Origin of the sequence: Klebsiella sp. K5-306, assembly GCF_051835185.1 — a bacterium.
GTDB classification, from domain to species: Bacteria; Pseudomonadota; Gammaproteobacteria; order Enterobacterales; family Enterobacteriaceae; genus Klebsiella; species Klebsiella oxytoca.
The window spans coordinates 62457-86670 of record NZ_JAIFJY010000006.1; the positions used below are offsets into that span (position 1 = coordinate 62457).

Sequence of the window (24214 nt, forward strand, 5' to 3'; positions counted from 1 at the left end):
ATTCCTCACGACATTTTCTGCACAATCGGCTATCTTGTTTAGCATATAAAACACCATTACCGAATAATGCCGTTTTTCGGGCGTTATTGCGGTTTTAAAGTTAAGCCAGTGAAACGAGACTGCAAGATGAGCGTAATGTTTGATCCGGAAGCGGCAATTTATCCCTTTCCCCCCAAGCCCATGCCGTTAAACCGCGATGAGAAGCACTTCTATCGTGAAAAAATTAAACGCCTGCTGCGTGAACGCGATGCGGCAATGGTGGCCCATTACTACACCGACCCCGAAATTCAGCAACTGGCTGAAGAGACCGGTGGCTGCATCTCCGACTCTCTGGAAATGGCGCGCTTCGGCGCCCGACATTCCGCCTCTACGCTGCTGGTCGCCGGCGTACGGTTTATGGGAGAAACGGCAAAAATCCTCAGCCCGGAAAAAACCATCCTGATGCCCACGCTGCAGGCGGAGTGTTCGTTGGATCTTGGCTGCCCGATCGAGGCGTTCAGCGCTTTTTGCGACGCTCACCCGGACCGCACCGTTGTGGTCTATGCCAATACCTCTGCGGCGGTTAAGGCTCGCGCCGACTGGGTTGTGACCTCCAGTATCGCAGTGGAACTCATTGAGCATCTGGATAGCATGGGGGAAAAAATCCTCTGGGCGCCGGACCGCCATCTGGGCAGCTACGTGCAAAAACAGACCGGCGCCGACGTGCTGTGCTGGCATGGGGCCTGTATTGTTCATGATGAATTCAAAACTCAAGCGCTGGCAAGAATGAAAGCGTTATATCCGCAGGCTGCGGTTCTGGTTCACCCGGAATCACCGCAGGCGATCGTCGATATGGCCGATGCGGTAGGTTCAACCAGCCAGTTAATCAGTGCGGCAAAAACGCTCCCGCACCAGCAGCTGATTGTCGCCACCGACCGGGGGATTTTTTACAAAATGCAGCAGGCGGTGCCGGAAAAAGAGCTGCTGGAAGCCCCTACGGCAGGCGAAGGAGCGACCTGCCGCAGCTGCGCGCACTGTCCGTGGATGGCGATGAATGGCCTGCAGGCCATTGCTGAAGCGCTGGAGAACGGGGGCGCTGAACATGAAATTCATGTTGATGAACAGCTGCGTACCGGGGCGCTGGTTCCGCTAAACAGAATGCTCGATTTTGCGGCTACACTTCGGGGATAGTTCATTACTGCGTCACAGTACGCTCTGGGGATAAGATGGATTTTTTTAGTACGCAGAATATTTTAGTTCACATACCCATTGGCGCCGGGGGCTATGATCTGTCGTGGATTGAAGCCGTCGGTACTATCGCAGGCCTGCTGTGCATCTGGCTGGCGAGCCTGGAGAAGATCGTCAACTATGCCTTTGGGTTAATCAACGTCACGCTGTTTGCCATTATCTTTTTTCAGATCCAGCTGTACGCCAGCCTTCTGCTCCAGGTCTTCTTCTTTGTTGCCAACGTCTACGGCTGGTATGCCTGGTCACGACAGACCAGCGATAACCAGGCTGAGCTGCAAATCCGCTGGCTACCGCTGCCGAAAGCGTTAGGCTGGCTGGCGGCCTGCGTGGTGGCGATTGGCCTGATGACGCTATTTATCGATCCGGTTTTTGCGTACCTGACCAGGATTGCCGTTGCGCTGATGCACGCCCTGGGCCTGCAGGTCGTTATGCCGGCGCTGCAGCCAGACGCATTCCCGTTCTGGGACTCCTGCATGATGGTACTCTCGATTGCGGCGATGATTCTGATGACCCGAAAATACGTTGAAAACTGGCTGCTGTGGGTGATCATCAACGTCATTAGCATCGTTATTTTCGCCCTCCAGGGGGTTTATGCGATGTCGCTAGAATATTTGATTCTGACATTCATCGCCCTCAACGGCAGCCGCATGTGGATTAATAGCGCGCGTGAGCGAGGCTCTCGCGCGTTTTCCCGCTAGTGGTGATGGTGATGGCCATGTCCGGCGTGCGTCATGTTGAGACGGCACTCCGGGCCGCTGCAGGGCTGATACTCCATCTGCACCGTTACGTGTCCAATTTCGTACTTATGCTGTAAGAAATGTTGGATCCGTTCCAGCAGGCCATCGTGATCGTGCGGCGGCACCACCTGCACGTGTAGCGTCATCACCGTTTTTTCGCCGACCAGCCAGGCGTGGACGTGATGTACATCGCGCACCTCCGGTATTGAGCGACGCAGATCGCGCTTTAGTGCCTCAACATCAAGCGAGCGCGGCGCCCCCTCCAGCAGCTCGTTGACGCTCTCCTGCAGCAAACGCCAGGCGCTGCGCAAAACCAGGCACGATACCAGCACGGACAGGATGGGGTCGATAGGCGTCCAGCCGGTCGTAAGGATCACGATAGCGGCAATAATCGCCCCGACCGAGCCGAGTAAATCCCCCAGCACATGCAGAGCGGCGGCCCGCACATTGAGATTACGTTCTTCACTGCCGCGATGCAGGATCCAAAAGGCCAGAATATTGGCCAGCAGGCCGGCAACCGCAATAACCATCATCGTTTTACCGGCCACCGGCTGCGGATGATGAAAGCGCTGAATGGCCTCCCAGACAATGAGGATCGTAATGACCACTAAAGCAATGGCATTGAGAAAAGCCGCCAGCGTGGTCAGCCGCAGCCAGCCAAAGGTATGTTGCGCATTCGGCGGTCGACTGGCGAAACGCACTGCCAGAAAGGCGAACAGCAGCGCTGCCGCGTCCGTCAACATATGCCCGGCATCGGCCAGCAGCGCCAGTGAACCTGAAATGAGTCCGCCTGCGACCTCAACCAACATGAACCCGGCAGTAACGCAGAACGCCAGCAGTAGCCGACGGGCATTTTTATCTTCGGTGGGTTGCGCAGAATTATGCGAGTGTGATTGCCCCATGGTGCCTTCCCTACATTATTATTTTGATGATTACTTTATGACATGATTCCCTTTCTGGGGTGAATAAAATGAAAAAAAGGAGAGCCTTAGCTCTCCTCCCTGGTGTCCGGCACTCAGCTTACTGGGTGGTACCGTCGGTTTTCGTCGCTTCGTCCTGACCGACTTTTTTATCAGTATCCGGACAGCGGCCATCTTTGCACATTGAGTTTTTGTGCACTTCGTCGCTCGACATGCCGTCATGGTTCATGGTCGAGCCGTCAGGGTGGAGCATGGTGCCGTTGGTATCGGTGGAACCGGAGTTGATTTTACCGTTGTCGACGTTGTTTGGCGCCACGTTTTCACGCGCATCGGGGGCGACCTGGCCCGCGTCGGCCGCTGCGTTCGCTTGCCCATTATTCGACTGCGCCCCGGTATCGGCGGCCAGTGCCGCGCCGCTGGCCAGACCAAGGGTTGCTGCGAGGAGAAGACTGGTTAGCTTATTCATTTTCATTGGATGCTCCTGTTATGTCGATTTGTCGAATTACCTCTTCCAACAGTGCATTTGCCGGAGGTTTGACTCGTTGTGGTTAAAGCTTCGGTGATAGCGAGCGGCATTAATATATAATGCTGAATGCTAAAGAAAATTAAGTTCTAACAGTTAAAAATTATAGCTTGTGGCCACTATTCCGCGACTTTATGGCGTTTTTTAGCCTATTTCCAGGAATATTCTGCCGCTACTGTAAAATCACGTTTACACTTTTTGCATGAAGAGATAGATTGGAGGGATTGCATTTCACTGGATAAGTATGGCAACGCTGGAAATAAGATGAATTATCAGAACGACGATTTACGTATTAAAGAGATCAACGAATTATTACCTCCCGTTGCGCTCCTGGAAAAGTTCCCCGCTACCGAAAATGCTGCCAATACCGTTGCGCATGCTCGTAAAGCGATCCATCAGATCCTGAAAGGGAATGACGATCGCCTGCTGGTGGTCATTGGGCCCTGCTCCATTCACGATCCGGCGGCGGCAAAAGAGTATGCTGAACGTCTGCTTAAGCTTCGTGAAGAGCTAAAAGGCGAGCTGGAAATCGTGATGCGCGTTTATTTTGAGAAACCGCGTACCACCGTCGGCTGGAAAGGGCTGATCAACGATCCGCATATGGATAACAGCTTCCGCATCAACGATGGCCTGCGTATCGCGCGCAAGCTGCTGCTTGATATCAACGACAGCGGGCTGCCCGCGGCGGGGGAATTCCTCGATATGATCACGCCGCAGTATCTTGCCGATCTGATGAGCTGGGGCGCGATTGGCGCGCGGACCACGGAGTCGCAGGTGCATCGTGAGCTCTCTTCCGGCTTGTCCTGCCCGGTTGGATTTAAAAACGGCACCGACGGAACCATCAAAGTGGCTATCGACGCCATTAACGCCGCCGGCGCGCCGCACTGTTTCCTGTCGGTGACCAAATGGGGGCATTCGGCAATTGTGAACACCAGCGGTAATAGCGATTGCCATATTATCCTGCGCGGCGGAAAAGAGCCGAACTACAGCGCGCAGCACGTTGCCGAAGTGAAGGTCGGTCTGGCGAAAGCAGGTCTGCCCGCTCAAATTATGATTGATTTCAGCCACGCCAACTCCAGCAAACAGTTTAAAAAGCAGATGGATGTCGGCGCTGACGTATGTCAGCAGGTTGCCGGCGGCGAGCGGTCGATTATGGGCGTGATGATTGAAAGCCACCTGGTGGAAGGCAATCAGAGTCTTGAAAGCGGCGAGCCGCTGACCTACGGTAAAAGTATTACCGATGCCTGCATCGGCTGGGAAGATACCGATACACTTCTTCGCCAGCTGGCCGAGGCGGTAAAAGCGCGTCGCGGTTAAGTCTGCAGCGAGCGGCGCAAAAAAAAGCGTGGATTGCTCCACGCTTTTTTTACATCCTGCGAGGATTACTTCGCTTTGCCCTGGTTGGCAACGGCAGCCGCTTTCGCGGCGATCTCGTCGGCGTTACCCAGATAGTAGTGCTTGATCGGCTTGAAGTTTTCGTCAAACTCATACACCAGCGGTACGCCGGTCGGGATGTTCAGTTCAAGGATCTCTGCTTCGCCCATATTGTCGAGGTATTTCACCAGCGCACGCAGGGAGTTGCCGTGAGCGGCGATAATCACGCGCTCACCGCTTTTCAGACGCGGCAGAATCGTTTCGTTCCAGTATGGCACAACGCGGTCGATGGTCAGCGCCAGACTCTCGGTCGTCGGCAGTTCTGCATCGGTCAGTTTGGCGTAGCGCGGATCGTGGCCCGGATAGCGCTCATCGTCTTTGGTCAGCTCCGGCGGCGTTACCGCAAAGCCGCGACGCCACTGTTTAACCTGTTCGTCACCGTATTTTTCAGCGGTTTCCGCTTTGTTCAGGCCCTGCAGCGCACCGTAGTGGCGTTCGTTCAGTTTCCAGGATTTCTCAACCGGCAGCCAGGCCTGATCCAGTTCATCCAGCACGTTCCACAGGGTGTGGATGGCACGTTTCAGCACAGAGGTATAAGCAAAGTCGAAGCTGAAGCCTTCTTCTTTCAGCAGCTTACCGGCCGCTTTTGCTTCACCAACGCCTTTTTCAGACAGGTCAACGTCATACCAACCGGTGAAACGGTTTTCGTTATTCCATTGGCTTTCGCCGTGACGAACGAGTACCAGCTTAGTTACAGCCATACACTTACTCCTCAATACACGTCATCTTTCGCGCCGCCTCGTCGTTGGCTACTTTCACTCACCCTGGTCACATAGTTCACTATGTTCCCGGGGATTTGCTCATTTGCCGCCTTGATGCGACCCGAAATCTGTAGTGTGTATATTTATTGATTGATAACTATTCTCATTATATTGCCGCGATTTACCTCACGGCAATGCTTATCCCTAACCATAGCGAAAATAGTGGCTCAGTGTAAGGTGCTTGTAAAACAGAGGTTATGTTTTTGTCTGTAAGTGACGTAATTTTCAGCAAAATGATAAAAAGCCCTCCATCGGGAGGGCCAGAGGCTATCGAGCGATAAACTGATATTCCGTCAGGCTGACGTACTCTTCGCCGGGGCGCAGTACACAATCCGGCTGCGGCCATTCCGGATGATTCGGAGAATCTGGAAGGAACTCGCTCTCCAGAGCCAGGCCCTGCCAGTCATCGTACGCCTGCGCTGTGCGCGACGGCGTGCCGCCAAGATAGTTGCCGGAGTAAAACTGCAACGCGGGGGCGGATGTATAAACCGTCATCTGTAGCTTTTCGTCCTGCGACCAGACGTGAGCGGCCGGAGTATCGGCATTCCCCAGCGCCTGTAGCAGGAAGGCATGGTCATAACCTTTTACTTTTTGCTGATCTTCGTCACGCAGGAAGTCGTCCGCCAGGGTTTTCGGCGTGCGGAAATCGAAGCTGGTCAGGGTGACGTTTTGCAGATCTCCCCCCGGAATACCGTCGCTTTCGACGGGCAGATAAACATCGGCAAAAATTTGCAGCTTATGGTTGCGCACGTCGCTCTGCACGCCATCGAGGTTGAAATAGACGTGGTTTGTCAGATTCACCGGGCACGGCTGGTCCACGGTGGCGCGATACTCAATAGCGATCCGGTTATCGTCGGTCAGGCGGTAGTGCGCGGTTGCCGTCAGATTACCGGGATAGCCCTGATCGCCATCGCGGGAGGAGAGAGAAAACAGCGCGTGGCGAGCGTCAGCGCTAACAATTTGCCAGCGGCGCTTATCAAAACCTTCCGGTCCGCCGTGGAGCTGATGGCCAGCCTCGTTGGAGGGCGTCAGATTGATGAGCTGGCCATCCAGGGTAAAGCGGCTGTTGGCAATACGGTTAGCGTAACGGCCTACGGAAGCGCCAAGGTAAGCGGCCTGGCGCGTATAGTCGCCGGGGGTCGCGCAGCCGAGCAGCGCTTCTCGTTCGCTACCGTCCGCCAGGGGCACGCGCGCGGAGAGCAGCGTCGCGCCCCAGTCCATCACGGTGACCGTCATGCCTGCGTCGTTACGCAGGGTAAGAAGATTCCATGGCTGGCCGTCCGGCGCCAGCTCCGTTGTTTGCTTTAGCATTGCCCGGCTCCCTGCGACGGTTTGCAGACGTAGAAGGTCTCTTTAATGCCCGTTTTCGCTTCATACTCTCTGGCAACGGCCTGCTGCACGGTATCAACCAGCTCCTCCGGCACCAGCGCGACGATACAGCCGCCGAAGCCGCCGCCGGTCATGCGAACGCCGCCTTTGTTGCCGATGGTCGCTTTGACGATCTCTACCAGGGTATCAATCTGCGGTACGGTGATTTCAAAATCATCGCGCATGGAGGCGTGAGATTCCGCCATCAGTTCGCCCATCCGCTGCAGGTCGCCTTTTTCCAGCGCCGATGCGGCTTCTACGGTGCGGGCGTTTTCAGTCAGCACGTGGCGAACGCGTTTGGCGACCACCGGATCAAGCTCGTGAGCCACGGCGTTAAACTCTTGCAGCGTGACGTCGCGCAGAGCCGGACGCTGGAAGAAGCGCGCGCCGGTTTCGCACTGCTCGCGACGGGTGTTGTATTCGCTGCCCACCAGGGTGCGCTTAAAGTTACTGTTGATAATCACTACCGCGACGCCTTTCGGCATCGACACCGCTTTCGTCCCTAAGGAGCGGCAGTCGATCAGCAGAGCGTGATCTTTTTTACCAAGCGCGGAGATCAGCTGGTCCATAATGCCGCAGTTGCAGCCGACGAACTGATTTTCCGCTTCCTGGCCGTTCAGGGCAATTTGCGCGCCATCGAGCGGCAGGTGGTACAGCTGCTGGAACACCGTGCCGACGGCGACCTCCAGCGAAGCCGAGGAGCTTAACCCGGCGCCTTGCGGCACGTTACCGCTGATTGTCAGATCCGCGCCGCCGAAAGCATTATTCCGCTGCTGGAGATGCTTCACCACGCCGCGGACATAGTTTGACCACTGCTGGGTATCGTGGCTGGTAATCGGCGAGTCGAGAGAGAATTCATCGGTCTGATTGTCGTAATCGGCGGCAATCACCCGCACGGTACGATCGTCGCGCGGCGCACAGGCGATAACCGTCTGGTAATCGATGGCGCAGGGCAGCACGAACCCATCGTTATAATCGGTATGTTCGCCGATCAGGTTAACGCGGCCTGGGGCCTGGATAACATGGCTGGCCGGGTAGCCAAATTTCTCAGCAAACAGGGCTTGGGTTTTCTCTTTCAGACTCATGGTTATACTCCGGATTCGCGAAAATGGACGTCGCTCACAGCGCGCAGACGCTCGGCGGCCTGCTCGGCCGTCAGGTCACGCTGGGTTTCAGCCAGCATTTCATAGCCGACCATAAATTTACGCACCGTGGCGGAACGCAGCAGCGGCGGGTAAAAATGGGCGTGCAGCTGCCAGTGATTATTCTCTTCATCGTTAAACGGCGCGCCGTGCCAGCCCATGGAGTAGGGGAATGAGCACTGGAACAGGTTGTCGTAACGACTGGTCAGCTTTTTCAGCGCCAGCGCGAGATCGCTGCGCTGGTCGTCGGTTAAATCAGTCAGGCGCTGGACGTGCGCTTTTGGCAGCAGCAGCGTTTCAAAAGGCCACGCGGCCCAATAAGGAACCACGGCGAGCCAGTGGTCAGTGTCAACGATAGTACGACTACCGTCGGCTAATTCGCGCTGCACGTAATCCACCAGCATCGGCGCGCCGTGCTCGGTGAAGTACGCTTTTTGCAGACGATCTTCGCGTTCCGCTTCATTAGGCAGAAAGCTGTTGGCCCACACCTGCCCATGGGGGTGCGGGTTGGAGCAGCCCATTGCCGTCCCTTTATTTTCAAAGACCTGCACCCAGGGGTAGCTCTTTCCAAGGTCGGCGGTCTGCTCCTGCCACGTTTTAACCACGCCTTCCAGCGCCTCAACGCTCAGTTCCGGCAGCGTTTTGCTGTGATCTGGCGAGAAGCAGATGACCCGGCTGGTGCCGCGGGCGCTCTGACAGCGCATCAGCGGATCGTCGCTTTCCGGGGCATCAGGGGTATCGGTCATCAAAGCCGCAAAGTCATTGGTAAAAACAAACGTGCCGGTGTAGTTCGGGTTTTTGTCGCCGGTGACGCGGGTATTGCCCGGGCACAGGAAACAGTCCGGATCGTGCGCGGGCAAGGTCTGCTTTGCCGGCGTTTCCTGCGCCCCCTGCCAGGGGCGCTTGGCGCGATGCGGAGAAACCAGAATCCACTGCCCGGTTAACGGGTTATAACGACGATGTGGATGGTCGACGGGGTTAAATACGCTCATGAAGGTTCCTTAGTCTGGATAACCCTGCGGATGACGGGACTGCCAGTGCCAGGTGTCCTGCGCCATTTCGTCAAGGTTGCGCGTCACGCGCCAGTTCAGCTCGCGGTCGGCCTTTTCAGCGTCCGCCCAGTAGGCCGGGAGGTCGCCTTCGCGGCGCGGCGCGAAGTGGTAGTTAATCGGTTTGCCGCAGGCTTTGCTAAAGGCATTGACCACGTCGAGTACGCTACTGCCGACGCCTGCGCCAAGGTTATAGATATGCACGCCGGCTTTGTCGGCCAGTTTTTCCATCGCCGCGACGTGGCCGTCGGCAAGGTCCATGACGTGGATGTAGTCACGTACGCCGGTGCCGTCTTCGGTTGGGTAGTCGTTGCCAAATACCGCCAGCGATTCACGGCGCCCAACCGCGACCTGCGCGATATACGGCATCAGGTTGTTCGGAATGCCCTGCGGGTCTTCGCCCATATCGCCCGATGGATGGGCGCCGACCGGGTTGAAGTAGCGCAGCAGTGCGATGCTCCAGTCCGGCTGCGCTTTTTGCAGGTCAGTCAGGATCTGCTCAACCATCAGCTTGCTTTTGCCGTACGGGCTCTGCGGAGTACCGGTCGGGAAGCTCTCGACATAAGGAATTTTGGGCTGGTCGCCGTAGACGGTGGCGGAGGAGCTGAAAATAAAGTTTTTCACGCCCGCAGCGCGCATAGCGGAAACGAGTTTTAGCGTTCCGGTTACGTTGTTGTCGTAATATTCAAGCGGTTTGGCGACGGATTCCCCGACGGCTTTCAGGCCGGCAAAATGGATCACCGCTTCAATGGCGTGATCGTGAAGAATTTCCGTCATCAGCGCTTCATTACGAATATCGCCTTCAACAAAGGTGGCGCTTTTGCCGCCGAGACGTTCAATGATTGGCAATACGCTGCGCTTACTGTTGCAGAGATTGTCGAGAATAATCACGTCGTGTCCCTGCAGTAGCAGTTGAACGCAGGTGTGACTTCCAATGTAACCGCTACCACCTGTAACCAGTACTTTCATGATTCGCTCCAATAGGCTTATCGTGTGAGAAGAAGATAGCATACCAAAGAAGGTAAAAGTGTGACACAGGGCAAATTGGTGGAATCGTTTACACTAAAATTTCCAGCCGTAGCTTTTAAGATTTTTTGATTATAGAACAGGGGGTTAATTTATGGTCAGGCTATTATTCTGAAAAAATAAGGGATCCGCAGACCCCTTTACAGGCTTATTTTTCCAGCGGGCCGACCCGGTAGGTGTAACCGTCTCCACTGCTCACAAATGCCAGGCGATGGGTGATGCAGTCGGGAGCGTCTTCTGCATGGTGGGAGACAAACAGCAGCTGCGTCGCCCCTTCGCTAATGAGCACATCAACAAAGCGGCGCACCAGCTGGCGGTTGAGCGGATCCAGCCCCTGCAGCGGTTCATCGAGGATCAGCAGGGTAGGGTGCTTGACCAGCGCGCGGACGATCAGCGCCAGCCGCTGCTGCCCCCAGGAGAGGCTATGGAACGGCGCATCGGCGGTGCGTTTATCAATCCCCAGAATATCCAGCCAGTTCTGCACCAGCTTATGCTGTTTGTCGGAAACGGCCTGATAGATGCCAATCGAATCGAAATAGCCCGAGAGAATCACGTTACGTACGTTGGTGCTGACGCGGTATTCAAGGTGCAGGCTGCTGCTGACGTAACCGATATGCTTCTTAATATCCCAGATCGTTTCCCCGCTGCCGCGGCGGCGGCCAAACAGGGTCAGGTCGTTACTATAGCCCTGGGGATGGTCGCCGGTGACCAGGCTGAGTAGCGTCGATTTACCGGCGCCGTTGGGGCCGACTATCTGCCAGTGTTCGCCGGGATTTACCGTCCAGTTCAGATGATTAATGATGGGGCGGTCATTGTAGGAAACCCTGCCGTCGTTGAGCACGATGAGCGGCGCATCGTCGTCCAGCCCAAGACGCGCGGCCGGGGCGTCGGGCTCCGGCAGCGTCATGCCATCAAGCCTTTCGCTGTGGGCCAGCTGGGCAATGAGCGCCTGCTGCAGCAGGGCCTGCTTTTCGCCGGTTTCGCTCAGAACACACTCCGCCAGCACGCCGGCAAACTGAACGAACTCCGGGATTTCATCGAAACGATTAAGAACCAGCACCAGGGCGATCCCTTCGCCGTTGAGCGTGGCCAGCAGCGCCGCAAGCTGCTGGCGTGAGGCGACATCAAGACCGTCGAACGGCTCATCAAGGATAAGCAGGTCGGGGTCGCCCATCAGCGCCTGGCACAGCAGAGTCTTACGCGTTTCTCCGGTAGAGAGATATTTAAAGCGGCGCTCAAGCAGGTGGCTGATAGCGAACTGTTCTGCAAGGCGGGCGCAGCGGGAGGGGTCTTTAATCTCATCCTGGATAATTTCCGCTGTCGTGCGTCCGGTATCTTCTTCTCCGGGGCTGAGCAAGTCCGTGTTGTTGCGCTGCCACTCATCGCTGACCAGCTTCTGCAGCTGTTCAAAAGAGAGGCGGGTAACGCGTGCGAACGTATTCTCGCGCTGTCCGCTGAGCAGTGTCAGCTCTCCGGATAGCGCCCGCGCAAGGGCCGACTTCCCGCTGCCGTTGCTGCCGACGAAAGCCCAGCTCTCGCCAGCCTGCACGCAGAGTTGTTCAATATTTAACGTTTTGGTGTCGCTCAGGCGAAACGTACCTTGCGAAATTTGCAATGATGACATTGTGTATCCCACTTTTTGCAGCGATTTATTTCAGGGATACGTCTTCACGCCCACAATGTCAATGGCGTTAGCATAACGTGGCGAGAATGATGCGATCGGCATTGAAATATGCTATCGCTTCCGCGCCTTCGGCCAGATCGCGCGTCTGTTCCACCGGCAGGGTGGCGCAAAGGCTTTGACCATCCGGGAGCGCCATCAGTACTTCGCACTGCTCCGGCCCGCGTTCGATGCGGCTGATTCGGCCGGACAGCTGATTATCAGCCTGTACCGCCTGCGCGGCATCCAGGGTGATGCCAACCCACGGCGCCTTCAGCAGCACTAATACTTCCTGGCCTTCATCCAGACCAAGACGATCGGCGCTCTGGGCAGTAATCGCGACTTTGAGACGGGTTTGCCCGTCGGCCAGCAGGACCTCTACGTGCTGCTGAACCTGCTGATGGTCGCGGCCGGTAATCGTGCCGAACCACTGGTTGCGCGCGCTGGTCTGCAGAGAGAATCGCGAAATGGCGGCCAGCAGGCTGTCGAGGGGAAGGGCGTCATCATCGCTCAGGACATCGAACGCTTTCTGCTGAATCTGCGCCAGCAGGTCGTAGAGCTGAATCAGCCGCTGCCCGTAACGGGTGAGGACCGCGCCGCCGCCGCCTTTGCCGCCGGTCGCCCGGTCAACCAGGGTCTGCTCGCTGAGCTGATTCATTTCATTAATGGCATCCCATGCGCTTTTATAGCTGATGCCGGCATTTTTGGCCCCCTGGCTAATGGAGCCTGTCAGGTCAATTTGCTTCAGCAGGGCGATACGACGGGGATCGGCGAACAGGCGCTGCTGTAATTTAAGGGTAAGGAGAATTTCGGCCTGCATAATCATGTCCTGATGAAAAAAAGGTATTGTGACCGATAGCGGTCATCTTGCAAGATGCTTCTGCGGCGGCAGTGCGTGAGGCACCGCACAAATGGGGCGTGTTTTTCCGGCGGAATTCGTTACAATAAAGTATTCGTACTTTCTGGAGCCAACCATGTTAGAGCTATTGAAAAGTCTGGTTTTTGCCGTAGTCATGGTCCCTGTGGTGATGGCTGTCATCCTGGGGTTGATTTACGGGCTGGGCGAAGTGTTTAACCTCTTCTCCGGAGCCGGCCATAAAGACAGCAGGCCGCAAAACCACTGATTTCCCCCGCGCCCGGTTTGACCGGGCGTTTTTATTTTTCCCCCTTCGTTTGATCCTCCGCTCATTACCCCTAATTTTCTCTGGGAAAGTCCTGGCTCTATCGTTATATTGTCAGCTACATAACGAACCTACGGGAGATTCAGATGGCAGGTCAATGGTTACGCTTTTTTGCCGGAACAACGTTAACGCTCTGCGTTGCCGGTCACGCGCTGGCGGATGAGGGCAAAGTGACGGTTTTTGCCGCAGCATCGCTCACTAACGCCATGCAGGATATCGCTAAAGAGTATAAGAAAGAGAAGAACGTTGAGGTTGTCTCTTCATTTGCTTCTTCATCCACGCTGGCGCGCCAGATTGAAGCGGGCGCGCCGGCGGATCTGTTTATCTCCGCCGATCAAAAATGGATGGATTACGCGGCCGGGAAAAAGAGCATTGATTCTGCTTCTCGGACGACCCTTCTCGGTAACAGCCTGGTTGTCGTGGCGCCAAAAGCCAGCGCGCAGGGCGAGATAAACATCAATGATAAAACCGACTGGACCAGCCTGCTGAAAGGCGGCCGCCTGGCCGTTGGCGACCCGGAACACGTGCCTGCTGGCATCTATGCGAAAGAGGCGCTGCAAAAGCTGGGAGCCTGGGAAACCCTGTCGCCGAAGCTGGCGCCGGCAGAGGACGTGCGCGGCGCGCTGGCCCTGGTTGAACGCAGCGAAGCCCCGCTGGGGATCGTGTACGGCTCTGATGCGGTCGCCAGCAAAGGCGTAAAAGTCGTCGGAACCTTCCCGGAAGATTCCCATAAGAAGGTGGAATATCCGCTGGCTATCGTCGACGGGCATAACAGTGCGACGGTCAGCGCGTTTTATGACTATTTAAAAGGGCCGGAAGCTTCCGCCATCTTTAAACGTTACGGATTCACTACCCACTAATGTTCTTAAGCGATCCTGAATGGCAGGCGGTACTGCTGAGCCTGAAAGTCTCCTCCCTGGCGGTGGTAGTTAGCTTACCTTTCGGCATCTTTTTTTCCTGGCTGCTGGTTCGTCGGGATTTTCCCGGCAAAGCGCTGCTCGATAGCGTTATCCACCTGCCGCTGGTGCTGCCGCCGGTGGTGGTGGGCTATCTGTTGCTGATTGCGATGGGGCGCCGCGGCTTTATCGGCAGCTGGCTATATGACTGGTTTGGGCTGAGCTTTGCGTTTAGCTGGCGCGGCGCGGTGCTGGCGGCGGCGGTCATGTCCTTTCCGTTGATGGTGCGGGCCATTCGCCTCGCGCTGGAAGGGGTGGACATCAAGCTTGAGCAGGCGGCGCGTACCCTGGGCGCTGGGCGCTGGCGCGTATTTTTCACTATTACGCTACCGTTGACGCTACCCGGTATTATCGTCGGCACCGTGCTGGCTTTTGCCCGTTCGCTGGGCGAGTTTGGCGCCACTATCACTTTTGTTTCCAATATTCCCGGTGAAACGCGTACCATCCCTTCGGCAATGTATACCCTGATTCAGACTCCCGGCGGCGAGGGCGCAGCCGCGCGTTTATGCTTGATTTCGATTGTGCTGGCGCTGGTATCGCTGCTGATTTCCGAATGGCTGGCCCGCCTCAGCCGTCAGCGGATGGGGAAATAACATGCTTGAACTCGATTTTACCCAGACGCTGGGAACCCACTGTCTGCAAATCCGCGAGACGCTCCCTGCCAGCGGCATTACAGCGGTATTCGGCGTCTCTGGCGCGGGAAAAACCTCGCTGATCAACGCTATTAGCGGCCTGACCCGCCCGCAGCAGGGGCGCATTGTCCTTAACGGCAGAGTGCTAAACGATGTTGAAAAACGTATCTGCCTGGCGCCGGAAAAACGCCGCATTGGCTATGTTTTTCAGGACGCGCGCCTGTTTCCGCACTATAAAGTGCGCGGCAATCTGCAATATGGCATGGCAAAAAATATGGCCGGACAGTTCGATAAGCTGGTCGATCTGCTCGGCATTGCGCCACTGCTTGATCGGCTACCGGGAGGACTCTCCGGCGGAGAAAAACAGCGGGTCGCGATTGGCCGGGCGCTGCTTACCGCGCCGGAGCTGCTGCTGTTAGATGAACCGCTGGCATCGTTGGATATCCCGCGCAAGCGCGAGCTGTTGCCCTATCTGCAGCGGCTGGCGCGCGAAATTAACATCCCGATGCTGTACGTCAGCCACTCTCTTGATGAGATCCAGCACCTGGCGGATAACGTGCTGGTGCTGGAGGCGGGGAAGGTGAAAGCCTTTGGCTGCCTGGAAGAGGTGTGGAGTAGTAGCGTGATGCACCCCTGGCTGCCCGAGGATCAGCAAAGTACCATTCTGAGCGCGATTGTTGCCGCCCAGCATCCGCAGTATACGATGACCGCCCTGGCGATCGGCGACCAGCAGATATGGGTCAACCGGCTTGACAGGCCGCTGGGCGAAACCGCGCGCATCCGCATTCAGGCCTCGGACGTGTCTCTGGTACTGCAGCCCGCTCAGCAAACCAGTATTCGCAATATTTTGCCCGCGGAGGTTATGCAGTGTATTGAAAGCCATGGGCAGGTTGAGGTCCGGCTGGAGATAAGCGGCCGCACGCTGTGGGCGCGCATCAGCCCCTGGGCTCGCGATGATCTGGGCGTTGCCCCGGGCCAGCGGCTGTATGCGCAGATAAAAAGCGTGTCGATAGCCGCCTGATTACAGCAGGTGGCGATAGATGTAGTCGGCGATGCTGGTGGTTTCGTTTTCACCGATCACCACGTTGGCGCGCGCTTTCACTTCCTCTACCGCGTTGCCCATCGCTACGCCGGTGCCGGCGGCCTCCAGCATGCTGAGGTCGTTATAGTTGTCGCCGAAAGCGATAACATCCTGCATTGACAGTCCCCGGGACGCCACCCACTGCGCCAGGCGTTTACCTTTACTGTTGCCTTCCCGGGCAATATCCACCTGATCGTGCCACGACCATTCGCACTCCAGGCCCAGCGTCTGGCCAACGTGCAGGGCAAAGCGCTGCAGTTTGGCGGTATCTTCATCGGTCAGGGCGAATTTCCACACGGCGTTAACTTCGCGCGCCGCCTGCGCCAGAGAGTCGACCTGAGTAAATACCGGGCGCTGCTCGACGGGCAGAGACTGGGCCCAGTTGGCAGTGCGGATGACGTGCCCTGTCGGCTGCTCGTAGAGCATGGCGTCATCAACGTACATCAGGCCGTGAATATCATGCTGGTTCAGCAGCTCCGTCAGGCTCAGGGCTTTATCGACCGGCATCGGATCGGACTCAAGCACCTTTTTTGCATGATAATCATACAAATAAGTACCATTGCAGCAAATTGCAGGTGTATCGAGAGCCAGTGCCTGATAAAAAGGATGGATAGCGACGTGATGTCGTCCGGTGACGACAATGATCTGGTATCCAGCGTCTTTGGCGCGAGCCAGCGCGTCGAGCGAGGCTGGGAGGATGGTCTTTTTGCCGGTTAAGAGCGTGCCGTCTAAATCCAGGGCAATCACGCGTGAGGTCATGTGTTGTTTCCGGTTAATGATGAAAAGTTAGCAGGCTATGATGGTACACCGCTGTGCCATTCCGGCAAACTTTTCAGCATCTACCGCTAAAGAGCCGATACACTTGATCTTTCAGGCTGCCTGGAGGCAATCTGAAAAATGTTGTGTATACGTATTGTATTTTTCAGGGCGCCGTTAGTCTGAAAAATGAAATTTCCACGTGCAGTGAGGAAGGAGTATTCATGAAACAAACCGTTTATACCGCCAGCCCGGAAAGCCAGCAGATTCACGTCTGGGATCTGGATCCTGAGGGGAAACTGACCCTGGTGCAGGTTGTTGATGCCCCGGGGCAGGTGCAGCCGATGGTGGTGAGCCCGAACAAAGAGTATCTCTACGTCGGCGTGCGTCCGGAGTTTCGCGTACTGGCCTACCGCATTGCGCCCGATAATGGCGCCCTGACCTTCGCTGGCGAAGCCGCGCTGCCCGGTAGCCCAACGCACATCTCTACCGATCATCAGGGCCGCTTTGTGTTCAGCGCATCCTATAACGCGGGCTGCGTAAGCGTTACGCCGCTGGTGGACGGCCTGCCGCGGGAAGCGGTGGCGGTGGTGGAAGGGCTGGAAGGCTGCCACTCGGCAAATATTTCCCCGGACAATCGCACCCTGTGGGTTCCGGCGCTGAAACAGGATCGTATCTGCCTGTTTACCCTGAGCGACGACGGTTTCCTGGCTGCCCAGGAACCGGCTGAGGTGACCACCGTTGAAGGCGCTGGCCCGCGTCATATGGTCTTCCATCCGAACCAGCAATACGGCTACTGCGTTAACGAACTGAACAGCTCCGTTGACGTATGGGAGCTGAAGGATCCACACGGCAAAATCGAGTGCGTGCAGACGCTGGACATGATGCCGCCTGATTTCACCGGCGTTCGCTGGGCGGCGGATATTCACCTGACGTCCGATGGCCGTCACCTCTACGCCTGCGATCGCACCGCCAGCGTTATTACCATCTTTAGCGTTTCGGAAGACGGCAGCGTGCTGTCCATCGAGGGCTATCAAAATACCGAAACCCAGCCGCGCGGCTTTAATCTCGATCATAGCGGCAAATTCCTCATCGCTGCCGGTCAGAAATCGCATCATATTGCGGTGTATGAAATCGAAGGCAAGCAGGGGCTGCTGCAGGAAAAAGGGCGCTATGCCGTAGGCCAGGGCCCGATGTGGGTGGTGGTCAACGCTCGTTAAGCCCGCAGGTGTGACCGAAACCTCGCCGCGGCGAGGTTTTTTTACGCCTGGCGCAAGGGCTATTTCACCCGCATACGATACTCAATCATGCCGCTTTTCTCCGCGACCCAGTTGTACAAGCGCTGACCCCGCAGATTGGTTTCATGCGTGTGCCAGTACAGGCTGGCTGAGTGACGCTTCCGCGCCTGTAGCTGTACATACTCAATCAACTGTTTGCCGATATGCTGGCCCCGAACGGCCGGATCAACGAACAAATCTTCCAGATAGCAGTAGTCGCTTTCGGCCCAGGTAGAGCGGTGGAAGAGATAGTGAACGAATCCCACAATCCTGCCTTCGCATTTTGCCACCGCGCAATACATGGGTTCGACAGAATGGAAAAAACGCTTCCAGGTGAGTTGCGTGACGGTGTCCGGGATGTCGACGCGATAAAACGTCTGGTAGCTTTTCCACAGCGGCAGCCACGCGGCAAAGTCAGTTTCAGCTGCGGGTTGGAGGGTAATTTCCGCGAGGTTAACGTCGGTTTTCTGGCTCTTCATGCTTCTTCCTTACTTTTAGAAACCGGATGGTTGTGCGTTATGATAGGAGGCGTTCTGGTTCCTAAAAAGTGACACTTTCTGTATATTTATAGGATCCACTTTTATTACGTTGATGCCGCTGCCGCTCATGCCAAAACCCATTGCCCCTCTGTTCCTGGAACTGTTATTAACGCGCGGCGTGATTAAAGACCAGGTCTATCACGCCCTGCGCCACGCGATTCTGGATGGCCGGTTATCGGCGGGTGCAAAAATACCCTCCAGCCGGGCGCTGGCTGAGATGATGGCGATCTCCCGCAACTCGGTCATTGCCGGGTTTGAGCGCCTGATTGATGAAGGCTATCTGCTGACGCGCAAGGGGGCAGGCACCTTTGTCTGCGACCATATTCCGGATCACGTCATTAGCGAGTACGGGTCGTCGACGGCGCCGGAAACGGCAATAGCCAGCGTTGGGCCGCTGAACCCTGATGTGTCAGCCCTGGTACCCTCATGGACGGAAAGCGAAGATAGCGGAGAGATGGGCGCGGTTTTCGCCGTCGGTATCGGCTGTACCGATCTTTTCCCTCATGCTTTGTGGGGGCGATTGCTGGGGCGCGTCTGGCGGCAATCGCGCCGTGAACTCGCATCGCACGCCTCCTCCTGGGGATTCCTGCCGCTGCGTCAGGCAATCAGCGACTATATACAGGCGACGCGCGGCGTAAATTGCCACGAAGATCGGGTGATTATTGTTAACGGCATTCAGCAAGCGTTGACGATCGCCGCGCAGGCTTTACTGGAAAAGGGCGATGAAGTCTGGCTGGACGATCCCGGATATAACGGCGCTCGCGGCGCATTCGCCGCCAGGGGAGCCGTTGTTCGGGCCGTTCGGGTTGACGATGAGGGCATGGATATTCAGGATGGAATAGACCATTATCCCGGGGCTAAGCTGGTCTATACCGCGCCGTCGCATCAGTTTCCGCTTAGCGGCACGCTGAGTCTGCCGCGGAGGCTTGCTCTGCTGGAGTGGGCGGAAGCTAACCGCGCCTGGATATTCGAAGATGATTACAATAGCGAATTTCGCTATGCCGCCCGCTCTCTGCAGGCGTTGCAGGGGCTGGATAAACATCAGCGGGTCATCTATGCGGGTACATTCTCTAAGATGATGTATCCGGCATTTCGTCTGGGCTTTTTAGTGGTCCCCGAGCATTTGCGCGAACAGTTTGCCATCACCAAATATTATACTGACCTCTGTAGCGGATATCTGGAACAGGCTGTTCTGGCGCGTTTCATCCGCGAGGGGCACTATGCCAGCCACGTTCGTCGGATCCGTAAAGCCTGTTTTGAGCGAAAAAGCGCGCTGGAGGCGGCGATTAAATTCTATTTTCCCGGGCGCATGCTGGTGCATCCTACGGATTCCGGCGTGCATTTAGTCTGCTGGCTGCTGGATGGCTTACGGGCACAGGAGGTGGTGCGGAAGGCGCGCCAGATAGGCTTAGGTGTACAAACTTTTGCGCGCTATTGCCAGCGGCCAATGTCACGTGAGGGAATATTGCTTGGCTTTGCAAACCATCCGCCAGAGGTTTTGGCAGAGGGGATTCGCCGTCTGGCGGCGGTCATATAACCCAATACCGCAGGCTTTATTGAAACAAAAACTATCGCGTTTATTTCTGGCGAGGGCGAGCAAAAATAAATTAAATCTTATTTATAATTAACTCACACCGCTGAGCAGATGAGTCATCTGCTCAGCGGAGGCGAGTGTTAAGAACAATGATATTGCGCATGGATTGTAGATGTATCCACAGCTATATAACGAAACAACCATTCGCTTAGCGATAGGTGACATCCCTGTGAATGACTGCCGGTAAAAAAATCAGATATCATCCATGGTGTAGCTTACGACGATTTCCAGCGTTTTGCGGATAACGTCGGCGGTTACGACATCGCTGGTAGTCTCCAGCGCCGTAATTAACCACAGAATAATCGCTTTATTGTTGAGATGCCCCTCAGACTCCAGGATGCTACTGATAGCCAGTGACATCACCGCTGATTCATCGATCAGCCTGTCGCCTGCGTTGCGGAAATATTCAGAGAGTGCGGTATCGTTCAGGCCTGCGTAAATATCCGGTTGCTGATGCATAGTCTGTCTCATCATATTCTCTACGTTGTGAGTTAAACATTCGACCGTTAGAGGTCAGTGTATTTTATTAGTACCTGGCTGCTGAGGGGAGCCTAATAATGAATTCGGCTTATCCCAATTATGTTTAGCGCCTGAAGTACCCACAGTTTTGTTGTTTCCACGGCGAGCTACCATATTACTGATTTCATCGATAATACGCCCAATTGCATTCCGCCGCTTTTTATCTTGTTCTCCGGCCTGCATGGCCTGGAGTTTACCGATCAGTGCTTGTTTACTAATAGGCCCCTTGCTTTTGAGTAGCGAGAGGACAGCCTCTCCAATCAATACATCGGTTAATGGATCATAATCATTGTGATTCATAACGGTATCTCTGATCATTGTCATCTCCTTGACTGGGAATTTAGTAGCAAGCCGGTAATCCGTGTCAGATACTGGCCCATCCCCTATATTTCCTCATTCAGTAACGACTTAAATCACCAGATAACTGAAGCTACTTTTACCCCTGATGCTCAAACAAGAGACCAATCAACGTTTGATAATGGTTTTCTTCTTCAGGTTCTGAAGCCACTTCAAGGCGACTCAGCAGTTTCGTACACAGGGATTTGCGATTCAGGTTCCGTCCTTCATTCAGGATATCCATAACAATCTGTCCCAACGTTTCCTGCTGAGAAGGCAACGAAGCTTTATTGAAGTAATGGGCAATAGCGTTAGCCGTGTCAGGAATGTAACCGTTCTGCTGCATATGTGCTCCTGTCAGTTCAATTATCAGTAAAGTTGCGATTAAAGTTATACAATGTTTGACAACTTGTACATAGAAAATGGAAAAAATATGTTAATTTTCTTAATATTTTTTATAACTTATTGATTTATATGCTTTTAAAATTGTACAAATCTTAAGGTAAACAGCGAGTGGAGATGTACGGCTTGTACAGGTGTGCAGGATGGTAAGAATGCCAGCGAAAAGAGGATGTTAATGTGATTTATTTGTTAACGAAGCGCGCTGTTTTACAGGACTTATGTGGGTAGACCTGCTACTGTAATATCTCATTAGCATTCATCTCTTCTGTCGGAAATTTCATGCTCACTACCATCATTTATCGCAGCCATATCTGCGACAACGTGTCAATTAAATCGCTCGAAAGCATGGTTGCTGCAGCAAATGTAAAAAATGGTCAGGAAGACGTGTCGGGTATTTTGCTTTTTAACGGCACCCATTTTTTTCAACTATTAGAAGGACCTGAAGAGAAGGTTGAGGAAATTTATCGCCATATCTGCGAAGACCCGCGGCATCATAACCTCGTTGAGCTCCTCAGAGACCATGGGCCAACCCGTCGCTTTGGCAAAATCGGTATGGAACTCTTTGATTTACGAGAGTTTGACCGCGATGAAGTTCTGCAGGCCGTGCTTGACAAAGGAACCTCAAAATATCAGCTCATCTATGACGACAGAGCTCTCCACTTTTTCCGTACCTTCGTCGAAGCCACGGAAAAGGAGAACTATTACGAAATTCCTGCGGCCGAAAGCTGGGACTTTGTGATAGAAGACGAGGCCTGGTATCCTGAAACCCCGCTCGAGCAGGCCGAGTGCAGCTTTGCTTTTCAGCCGGTGATCGATCCGTTTGCCAAAGAGGTCGTCTCCTATGAAGCGCTGCTGCGCACCAACTCCGGTGAATCGCCAGCGGTCTATTTTGACGGACTTTCGCGAGAGGAAATCTACTGGACGGATCTGCACAGTAAGCGCATCGCCTTCGCCATGGCGGGACGTTTGCATCTTCGTGGACGCACCTTGTCGATTAATCTGTTACCCATGACGCTGGTCAATGTTCCCAACGCTGTCGAATTTCTGTTGGCTGAAATTGAAGCCAGTGGTTTGATTCCCGAGCAAATTATTGTGGAATTCACCGAGAGCGAAGCGATTTCTCGCGTTGATGAATTTACCGATTCAGTACGAAAGCTAAAATCTGCGGGAATTCGCGTGGCTATCGATCACTTTGGCGCCGGGTTTGCCGGGCTAGTGCTGCTGGCGCAGTTTCAGCCGGACCGCATTAAGATTAATCGCCAGCTGGTCAAAGATATCCATAAGCACGGCCCGAAACAGGCAATCGTTCAGGCGATTATTAAATGTTGTAATTCCCTTGAAATTGCCATTTCAGCGGTGGGGGTTGAGCGGGCGGAAGAGTGGATGTGGCTGGAATCAGCGGGGATTACGCATTTCCAGGGAAATTTATTTGCCAGCCCGTGCTTCGGGGGCATTCCGCCGGTAGCCTGGCCGGAGAAAAAAATAGCCTGCGAGCTTCTTTAATTTTTTGAACGCTGCTCAGCGCAGCGTTTCGCTTAAAAAGCCGTGTATAACGGCAAAATAAGCCTTGTTTTTTGCTGTGTACATTGGCGTCCGACCTGTTAATTTTAGCTGTACAAGAAAAGTTAATTGTACAACTCGTCTAAATTAGTTAATTTAGTCGGTAAAGTATTATCAGGTTAGAGGGCGCTAATGGCATATTACAGCATCGGTGAAGTTGCCGAACGTTGCGGAATCAACCCTGTTACTTTGCGTGCATGGCAGCGTAGATACGGTCTGCTGAAGCCGCAGAGAAGCGAGGGTGGACACCGCCAGTTTGACGAGGAGGACGTTCAGCGGATTGAGGAAATCAAACGCTGGATCGATCGCGGCGTCTCCGTTGGCAAAGTTAAGGCGCTTCTGGAAGGCCATCAGCCTGAAACGCAAGACGCAGCCGTCCTGCTCCAGGAAGAGATGATGACGCTTCTGCGAGGTGTCCAGCCCTCAAAATTACGCACCCGCATCATGTCCCTCAGCCATGAATATCCCGTAGATAAACTTATTGACCGGCTGTTTGTCCCCGTGCGCAGCAAGCTTAATCTCGACCAGAATACTTCCCTGGCTATCATCAGTATGCTGGATGGCATTTTGATAGATTGCGTGGCGTCCATCCTTGCGGAATCGCGTAAGAAGGTGGGTAAAGAGACGCTGTTAGTAGGATGGGGTAATGAAGATCGCACTCGCCTGTGGCTGGAAGCATGGCGATTGTCCCAGCGCGCCTGGCACGTTAATGTGCTGGCGGAACCGCTCGACTCTCCTCGCCCGGAACTGTTCCCTGGTCAGCACATCTTTGTCTGGACCGGCCGCGCGCTGACCCCTTTGCAGGCAGAATTACTTAGCCACTGGCAAAGTCAGGGCTTTACCATCGAGTTTCACGGAGAGTAAGCGACTTAGAGGGTTAGCAGCGGAACATTCTTAGAGATGTTTTTCCGCCGCTTGTCTTCCTGAAGCATGGCAACATGCGCTGGTAGGTAAACTATCAGAAATTTTGCTGAGTCCAGGCTTTAAATGTTTCGCTGCGGCTAATATTAAAAAAATCAGTGCGACCAGAACAGCCTAGTTTTTTAATTAAGGTCAGGCGAATTTGGTAAATTGTTTTAATATGTAAATTCAGTGACTTCCCAATATTAACCATCGCTTCGCCATCGTTCATCAGGCGAATCACTTCTTTTTCGCGGTTGGTAAAAACAATACTTTCAGCTTCACTGTCAGGTTTTTTACCAAACAACGTCGGGCGAAGAATAAAAGATTTTATCTCAGCGGGCGTTGAGCGCGCAGGAATTCTGTACATCGGAATTTCGCTAAGGAAGTTCAGATCGTTGCCGTCGGTGAGCAGGACAAAACGAACTCTTTTGCGGTCGTAATGATGATTGAGCACCGCATAATAGTTATCGCTGGTGAAAAAGACGTATTTTCCATGAAAACAGCCTGGTGATAATGAATCTAGTACAAGCTGTAATCCTTGACGAAGAAGGTTATTGTTAATCCAAAGATCGTAATGATTAAAAAAGAGACCTTGCTTGTCGTTATTCATTTGTCCTCCGAGGCAGAAGTG

At 54.6% G+C, this 24214-nt stretch carries 26 protein-coding genes; 11 read left to right on the forward strand and 15 right to left on the reverse strand.

What is annotated here, in order from left to right; translation table 11 throughout:
• Positions 1-126: 126 nt before the first annotated feature.
• Positions 127-1170 (forward strand): quinolinate synthase NadA, encoded by a 1044-nt coding sequence (nadA, locus tag K2184_RS11310; RefSeq protein ID WP_004100341.1) that lies wholly within the window; start codon positions 127-129, stop codon positions 1168-1170.
• A gap of 35 nt (positions 1171-1205) precedes the next feature.
• Entirely contained in the window at positions 1206-1925 is a 720-nt protein-coding gene (gene pnuC / locus K2184_RS11315) for a nicotinamide riboside transporter PnuC (RefSeq protein ID WP_049127789.1), read from the forward strand.
• Here pnuC and zitB read toward each other — a convergent pair.
• Together zitB and K2184_RS11325 are read right to left on the reverse strand one after the other, a co-directional pair.
• Positions 1922-2866, reverse strand: coding sequence for a CDF family zinc transporter ZitB (gene zitB, locus K2184_RS11320; RefSeq protein WP_049591125.1), 945 nt, complete (start codon positions 2864-2866; stop codon positions 1922-1924). The genes pnuC and zitB overlap by 4 nt on opposite strands.
• 118 nt (positions 2867-2984) lie before the next feature.
• Positions 2985-3356, reverse strand: coding sequence for a YbgS-like family protein (locus K2184_RS11325; protein WP_004100346.1), 372 nt, complete (start codon positions 3354-3356; stop codon positions 2985-2987).
• A 315-nt stretch (positions 3357-3671) separates the two neighbouring features.
• Here K2184_RS11325 and aroG point away from each other — a divergent pair, with 315 nt between their 5' ends.
• Complete coding sequence (gene aroG / locus K2184_RS11330; protein ID WP_004100348.1) at positions 3672-4724, forward strand: 3-deoxy-7-phosphoheptulonate synthase AroG; 1053 nt, start codon at positions 3672-3674, stop codon at positions 4722-4724.
• Positions 4725-4789: 65 nt separating this feature from the next.
• Here aroG and gpmA read toward each other — a convergent pair whose 3' ends face one another.
• The 7 genes from gpmA to modE all read right to left on the reverse strand — a co-directional run bounded on the left by gpmA (position 4790) and on the right by modE (position 12667).
• Positions 4790-5542, reverse strand: coding sequence for a 2,3-diphosphoglycerate-dependent phosphoglycerate mutase (gene gpmA, locus K2184_RS11335; protein ID WP_004100351.1), 753 nt, complete (start codon positions 5540-5542; stop codon positions 4790-4792).
• 327 nt (positions 5543-5869) lie between these two features.
• On the reverse strand, positions 5870-6913 hold the full coding sequence (gene galM / locus K2184_RS11340; RefSeq protein WP_004100353.1) for a galactose-1-epimerase: 1044 nt from the start codon (positions 6911-6913) through the stop codon (positions 5870-5872).
• Positions 6907-8055 (reverse strand): galactokinase, encoded by a 1149-nt coding sequence (galK, locus tag K2184_RS11345; RefSeq protein WP_017146319.1) that lies wholly within the window; start codon positions 8053-8055, stop codon positions 6907-6909. The genes galM and galK overlap by 7 nt, the downstream gene beginning before the upstream one ends.
• A gap of 2 nt (positions 8056-8057) precedes the next feature.
• Entirely contained in the window at positions 8058-9104 is a 1047-nt protein-coding gene (gene galT, locus K2184_RS11350; RefSeq protein WP_163525659.1) for a galactose-1-phosphate uridylyltransferase, read from the reverse strand.
• Between the two features lie 9 nt (positions 9105-9113).
• Positions 9114-10130, reverse strand: coding sequence for a UDP-glucose 4-epimerase GalE (gene galE, locus K2184_RS11355; protein ID WP_004100360.1), 1017 nt, complete (start codon positions 10128-10130; stop codon positions 9114-9116).
• 205 nt (positions 10131-10335) lie between these two features.
• Positions 10336-11811 (reverse strand): molybdate ABC transporter ATP-binding protein ModF, encoded by a 1476-nt coding sequence (gene modF / locus K2184_RS11360; RefSeq protein WP_004100362.1) that lies wholly within the window; start codon positions 11809-11811, stop codon positions 10336-10338.
• Between the two features lie 67 nt (positions 11812-11878).
• Positions 11879-12667: a molybdenum-dependent transcriptional regulator gene (gene modE / locus K2184_RS11365; RefSeq protein ID WP_004100364.1), complete on the reverse strand. Its 789-nt coding sequence runs from the start codon at positions 12665-12667 to the stop codon at positions 11879-11881.
• A 154-nt stretch (positions 12668-12821) separates the two neighbouring features.
• Between modE and K2184_RS11370 the strand changes: the two genes are divergently transcribed.
• From K2184_RS11370 to modC, 4 genes are all read left to right on the forward strand, one after another.
• Positions 12822-12971, forward strand: a complete 150-nt coding sequence (locus K2184_RS11370; protein ID WP_004848993.1) for an AcrZ family multidrug efflux pump-associated protein — start codon at positions 12822-12824, stop codon at positions 12969-12971.
• Positions 12972-13114: 143 nt separating this feature from the next.
• A complete protein-coding gene (gene modA / locus K2184_RS11375) occupies positions 13115-13888 on the forward strand; it encodes a molybdate ABC transporter substrate-binding protein (RefSeq protein WP_017146316.1) in 774 nt (257 codons plus the stop codon).
• Positions 13888-14577, forward strand: coding sequence for a molybdate ABC transporter permease subunit (gene modB, locus K2184_RS11380; protein ID WP_017146315.1), 690 nt, complete (start codon positions 13888-13890; stop codon positions 14575-14577). The genes modA and modB overlap by 1 nt, the downstream gene beginning before the upstream one ends.
• A gap of 1 nt (position 14578) precedes the next feature.
• Positions 14579-15637 carry a molybdenum ABC transporter ATP-binding protein ModC gene (modC, locus tag K2184_RS11385; protein ID WP_004100372.1) on the forward strand — a complete coding sequence of 353 codons (1059 nt, stop codon included), beginning with the start codon at positions 14579-14581 and terminating at the stop codon, positions 15635-15637.
• On the opposite strand, the gene K2184_RS11390 is transcribed toward modC, so the two are convergent.
• The gene (locus K2184_RS11390; RefSeq protein WP_004100374.1) at positions 15638-16456 is read right to left on the reverse strand and encodes a pyridoxal phosphatase; all 819 of its coding nucleotides are present in this window, start codon (positions 16454-16456) and stop codon (positions 15638-15640) included.
• A gap of 221 nt (positions 16457-16677) precedes the next feature.
• Here K2184_RS11390 and pgl point away from each other — a divergent pair, with 221 nt between their 5' ends.
• Positions 16678-17673, forward strand: a complete 996-nt coding sequence (pgl, locus tag K2184_RS11395; RefSeq protein ID WP_004100376.1) for a 6-phosphogluconolactonase — start codon at positions 16678-16680, stop codon at positions 17671-17673.
• A gap of 59 nt (positions 17674-17732) precedes the next feature.
• On the opposite strand, the gene K2184_RS11400 is transcribed toward pgl, so the two are convergent.
• Positions 17733-18209, reverse strand: coding sequence for a GNAT family N-acetyltransferase (locus tag K2184_RS11400; RefSeq protein WP_004100378.1), 477 nt, complete (start codon positions 18207-18209; stop codon positions 17733-17735).
• A gap of 127 nt (positions 18210-18336) precedes the next feature.
• On the opposite strand from K2184_RS11400, the gene K2184_RS11405 reads away from it, so the two are divergent.
• Positions 18337-19806 carry a PLP-dependent aminotransferase family protein gene (locus K2184_RS11405; protein ID WP_163525655.1) on the forward strand — a complete coding sequence of 490 codons (1470 nt, stop codon included), beginning with the start codon at positions 18337-18339 and terminating at the stop codon, positions 19804-19806.
• A 249-nt stretch (positions 19807-20055) separates the two neighbouring features.
• Here the strand turns inward: K2184_RS11405 and K2184_RS11410 are convergent, their stop codons facing one another.
• The 3 genes from K2184_RS11410 to ycgZ form a co-directional block, all read right to left on the reverse strand.
• Positions 20056-20322 carry a biofilm development regulator YmgB/AriR family protein gene (locus K2184_RS11410; RefSeq protein WP_004100382.1) on the reverse strand — a complete coding sequence of 89 codons (267 nt, stop codon included), beginning with the start codon at positions 20320-20322 and terminating at the stop codon, positions 20056-20058.
• Positions 20323-20376: 54 nt separating this feature from the next.
• A complete protein-coding gene (locus K2184_RS11415) occupies positions 20377-20700 on the reverse strand; it encodes a hypothetical protein (protein WP_004111510.1) in 324 nt (107 codons plus the stop codon).
• A 118-nt stretch (positions 20701-20818) separates the two neighbouring features.
• Complete coding sequence (gene ycgZ, locus K2184_RS11420; RefSeq protein WP_004100386.1) at positions 20819-21064, reverse strand: regulatory protein YcgZ; 246 nt, start codon at positions 21062-21064, stop codon at positions 20819-20821.
• A gap of 335 nt (positions 21065-21399) precedes the next feature.
• Here ycgZ and K2184_RS11425 point away from each other — a divergent pair, with 335 nt between their 5' ends.
• Together K2184_RS11425 and K2184_RS11430 are read left to right on the forward strand one after the other, a co-directional pair.
• Positions 21400-22623, forward strand: a complete 1224-nt coding sequence (locus tag K2184_RS11425) for a diguanylate phosphodiesterase (RefSeq protein ID WP_004100387.1) — start codon at positions 21400-21402, stop codon at positions 22621-22623.
• Between the two features lie 189 nt (positions 22624-22812).
• Entirely contained in the window at positions 22813-23544 is a 732-nt protein-coding gene (locus tag K2184_RS11430) for a MerR family transcriptional regulator (protein ID WP_004100389.1), read from the forward strand.
• A 94-nt stretch (positions 23545-23638) separates the two neighbouring features.
• Here K2184_RS11430 and K2184_RS11435 read toward each other — a convergent pair whose 3' ends face one another.
• On the reverse strand, positions 23639-24193 hold the full coding sequence (locus K2184_RS11435; protein WP_004100391.1) for a LuxR C-terminal-related transcriptional regulator: 555 nt from the start codon (positions 24191-24193) through the stop codon (positions 23639-23641).
• Between the last annotated feature and the right edge of the window lie 21 nt (positions 24194-24214).

What these genes read in the sequence shown, in the direction of transcription:
- galT (WP_163525659.1), bottom strand. Translation starts at nt 9,104, where the DNA reads ATGAGCGTATTTAACCCCGTCGACCATCCACATCGTCGTTATAACCCG.
- modE (WP_004100364.1), bottom strand. Translation starts at nt 12,667, where the DNA reads ATGCAGGCCGAAATTCTCCTTACCCTTAAATTACAGCAGCGCCTGTTC.
- K2184_RS11410 (WP_004100382.1), bottom strand. Translation starts at nt 20,322, where the DNA reads ATGCATCAGCAACCGGATATTTACGCAGGCCTGAACGATACCGCACTC.
- K2184_RS11325 (WP_004100346.1), bottom strand. Translation starts at nt 3,356, where the DNA reads ATGAAAATGAATAAGCTAACCAGTCTTCTCCTCGCAGCAACCCTTGGT.
- K2184_RS11430 (WP_004100389.1), top strand. Translation starts at nt 22,813, where the DNA reads ATGGCATATTACAGCATCGGTGAAGTTGCCGAACGTTGCGGAATCAAC.
- pgl (WP_004100376.1), top strand. Translation starts at nt 16,678, where the DNA reads ATGAAACAAACCGTTTATACCGCCAGCCCGGAAAGCCAGCAGATTCAC.
- ycgZ (WP_004100386.1), bottom strand. Translation starts at nt 21,064, where the DNA reads ATGCAGCAGAACGGTTACATTCCTGACACGGCTAACGCTATTGCCCAT.
- modC (WP_004100372.1), top strand. Translation starts at nt 14,579, where the DNA reads ATGCTTGAACTCGATTTTACCCAGACGCTGGGAACCCACTGTCTGCAA.
- galE (WP_004100360.1), bottom strand. Translation starts at nt 10,130, where the DNA reads ATGAAAGTACTGGTTACAGGTGGTAGCGGTTACATTGGAAGTCACACC.
- K2184_RS11405 (WP_163525655.1), top strand. Translation starts at nt 18,337, where the DNA reads ATGCCAAAACCCATTGCCCCTCTGTTCCTGGAACTGTTATTAACGCGC.
- K2184_RS11435 (WP_004100391.1), bottom strand. Translation starts at nt 24,193, where the DNA reads ATGAATAACGACAAGCAAGGTCTCTTTTTTAATCATTACGATCTTTGG.
- nadA (WP_004100341.1), top strand. Translation starts at nt 127, where the DNA reads ATGAGCGTAATGTTTGATCCGGAAGCGGCAATTTATCCCTTTCCCCCC.
- pnuC (WP_049127789.1), top strand. Translation starts at nt 1,206, where the DNA reads ATGGATTTTTTTAGTACGCAGAATATTTTAGTTCACATACCCATTGGC.
- K2184_RS11390 (WP_004100374.1), bottom strand. Translation starts at nt 16,456, where the DNA reads ATGACCTCACGCGTGATTGCCCTGGATTTAGACGGCACGCTCTTAACC.
- gpmA (WP_004100351.1), bottom strand. Translation starts at nt 5,542, where the DNA reads ATGGCTGTAACTAAGCTGGTACTCGTTCGTCACGGCGAAAGCCAATGG.
- galM (WP_004100353.1), bottom strand. Translation starts at nt 6,913, where the DNA reads ATGCTAAAGCAAACAACGGAGCTGGCGCCGGACGGCCAGCCATGGAAT.
- K2184_RS11370 (WP_004848993.1), top strand. Translation starts at nt 12,822, where the DNA reads ATGTTAGAGCTATTGAAAAGTCTGGTTTTTGCCGTAGTCATGGTCCCT.
- zitB (WP_049591125.1), bottom strand. Translation starts at nt 2,866, where the DNA reads ATGGGGCAATCACACTCGCATAATTCTGCGCAACCCACCGAAGATAAA.
- galK (WP_017146319.1), bottom strand. Translation starts at nt 8,055, where the DNA reads ATGAGTCTGAAAGAGAAAACCCAAGCCCTGTTTGCTGAGAAATTTGGC.
- modB (WP_017146315.1), top strand. Translation starts at nt 13,888, where the DNA reads ATGTTCTTAAGCGATCCTGAATGGCAGGCGGTACTGCTGAGCCTGAAA.
- modA (WP_017146316.1), top strand. Translation starts at nt 13,115, where the DNA reads ATGGCAGGTCAATGGTTACGCTTTTTTGCCGGAACAACGTTAACGCTC.
- aroG (WP_004100348.1), top strand. Translation starts at nt 3,672, where the DNA reads ATGAATTATCAGAACGACGATTTACGTATTAAAGAGATCAACGAATTA.
- K2184_RS11415 (WP_004111510.1), bottom strand. Translation starts at nt 20,700, where the DNA reads ATGATCAGAGATACCGTTATGAATCACAATGATTATGATCCATTAACC.
- K2184_RS11400 (WP_004100378.1), bottom strand. Translation starts at nt 18,209, where the DNA reads ATGAAGAGCCAGAAAACCGACGTTAACCTCGCGGAAATTACCCTCCAA.
- K2184_RS11425 (WP_004100387.1), top strand. Translation starts at nt 21,400, where the DNA reads ATGCTCACTACCATCATTTATCGCAGCCATATCTGCGACAACGTGTCA.
- modF (WP_004100362.1), bottom strand. Translation starts at nt 11,811, where the DNA reads ATGTCATCATTGCAAATTTCGCAAGGTACGTTTCGCCTGAGCGACACC.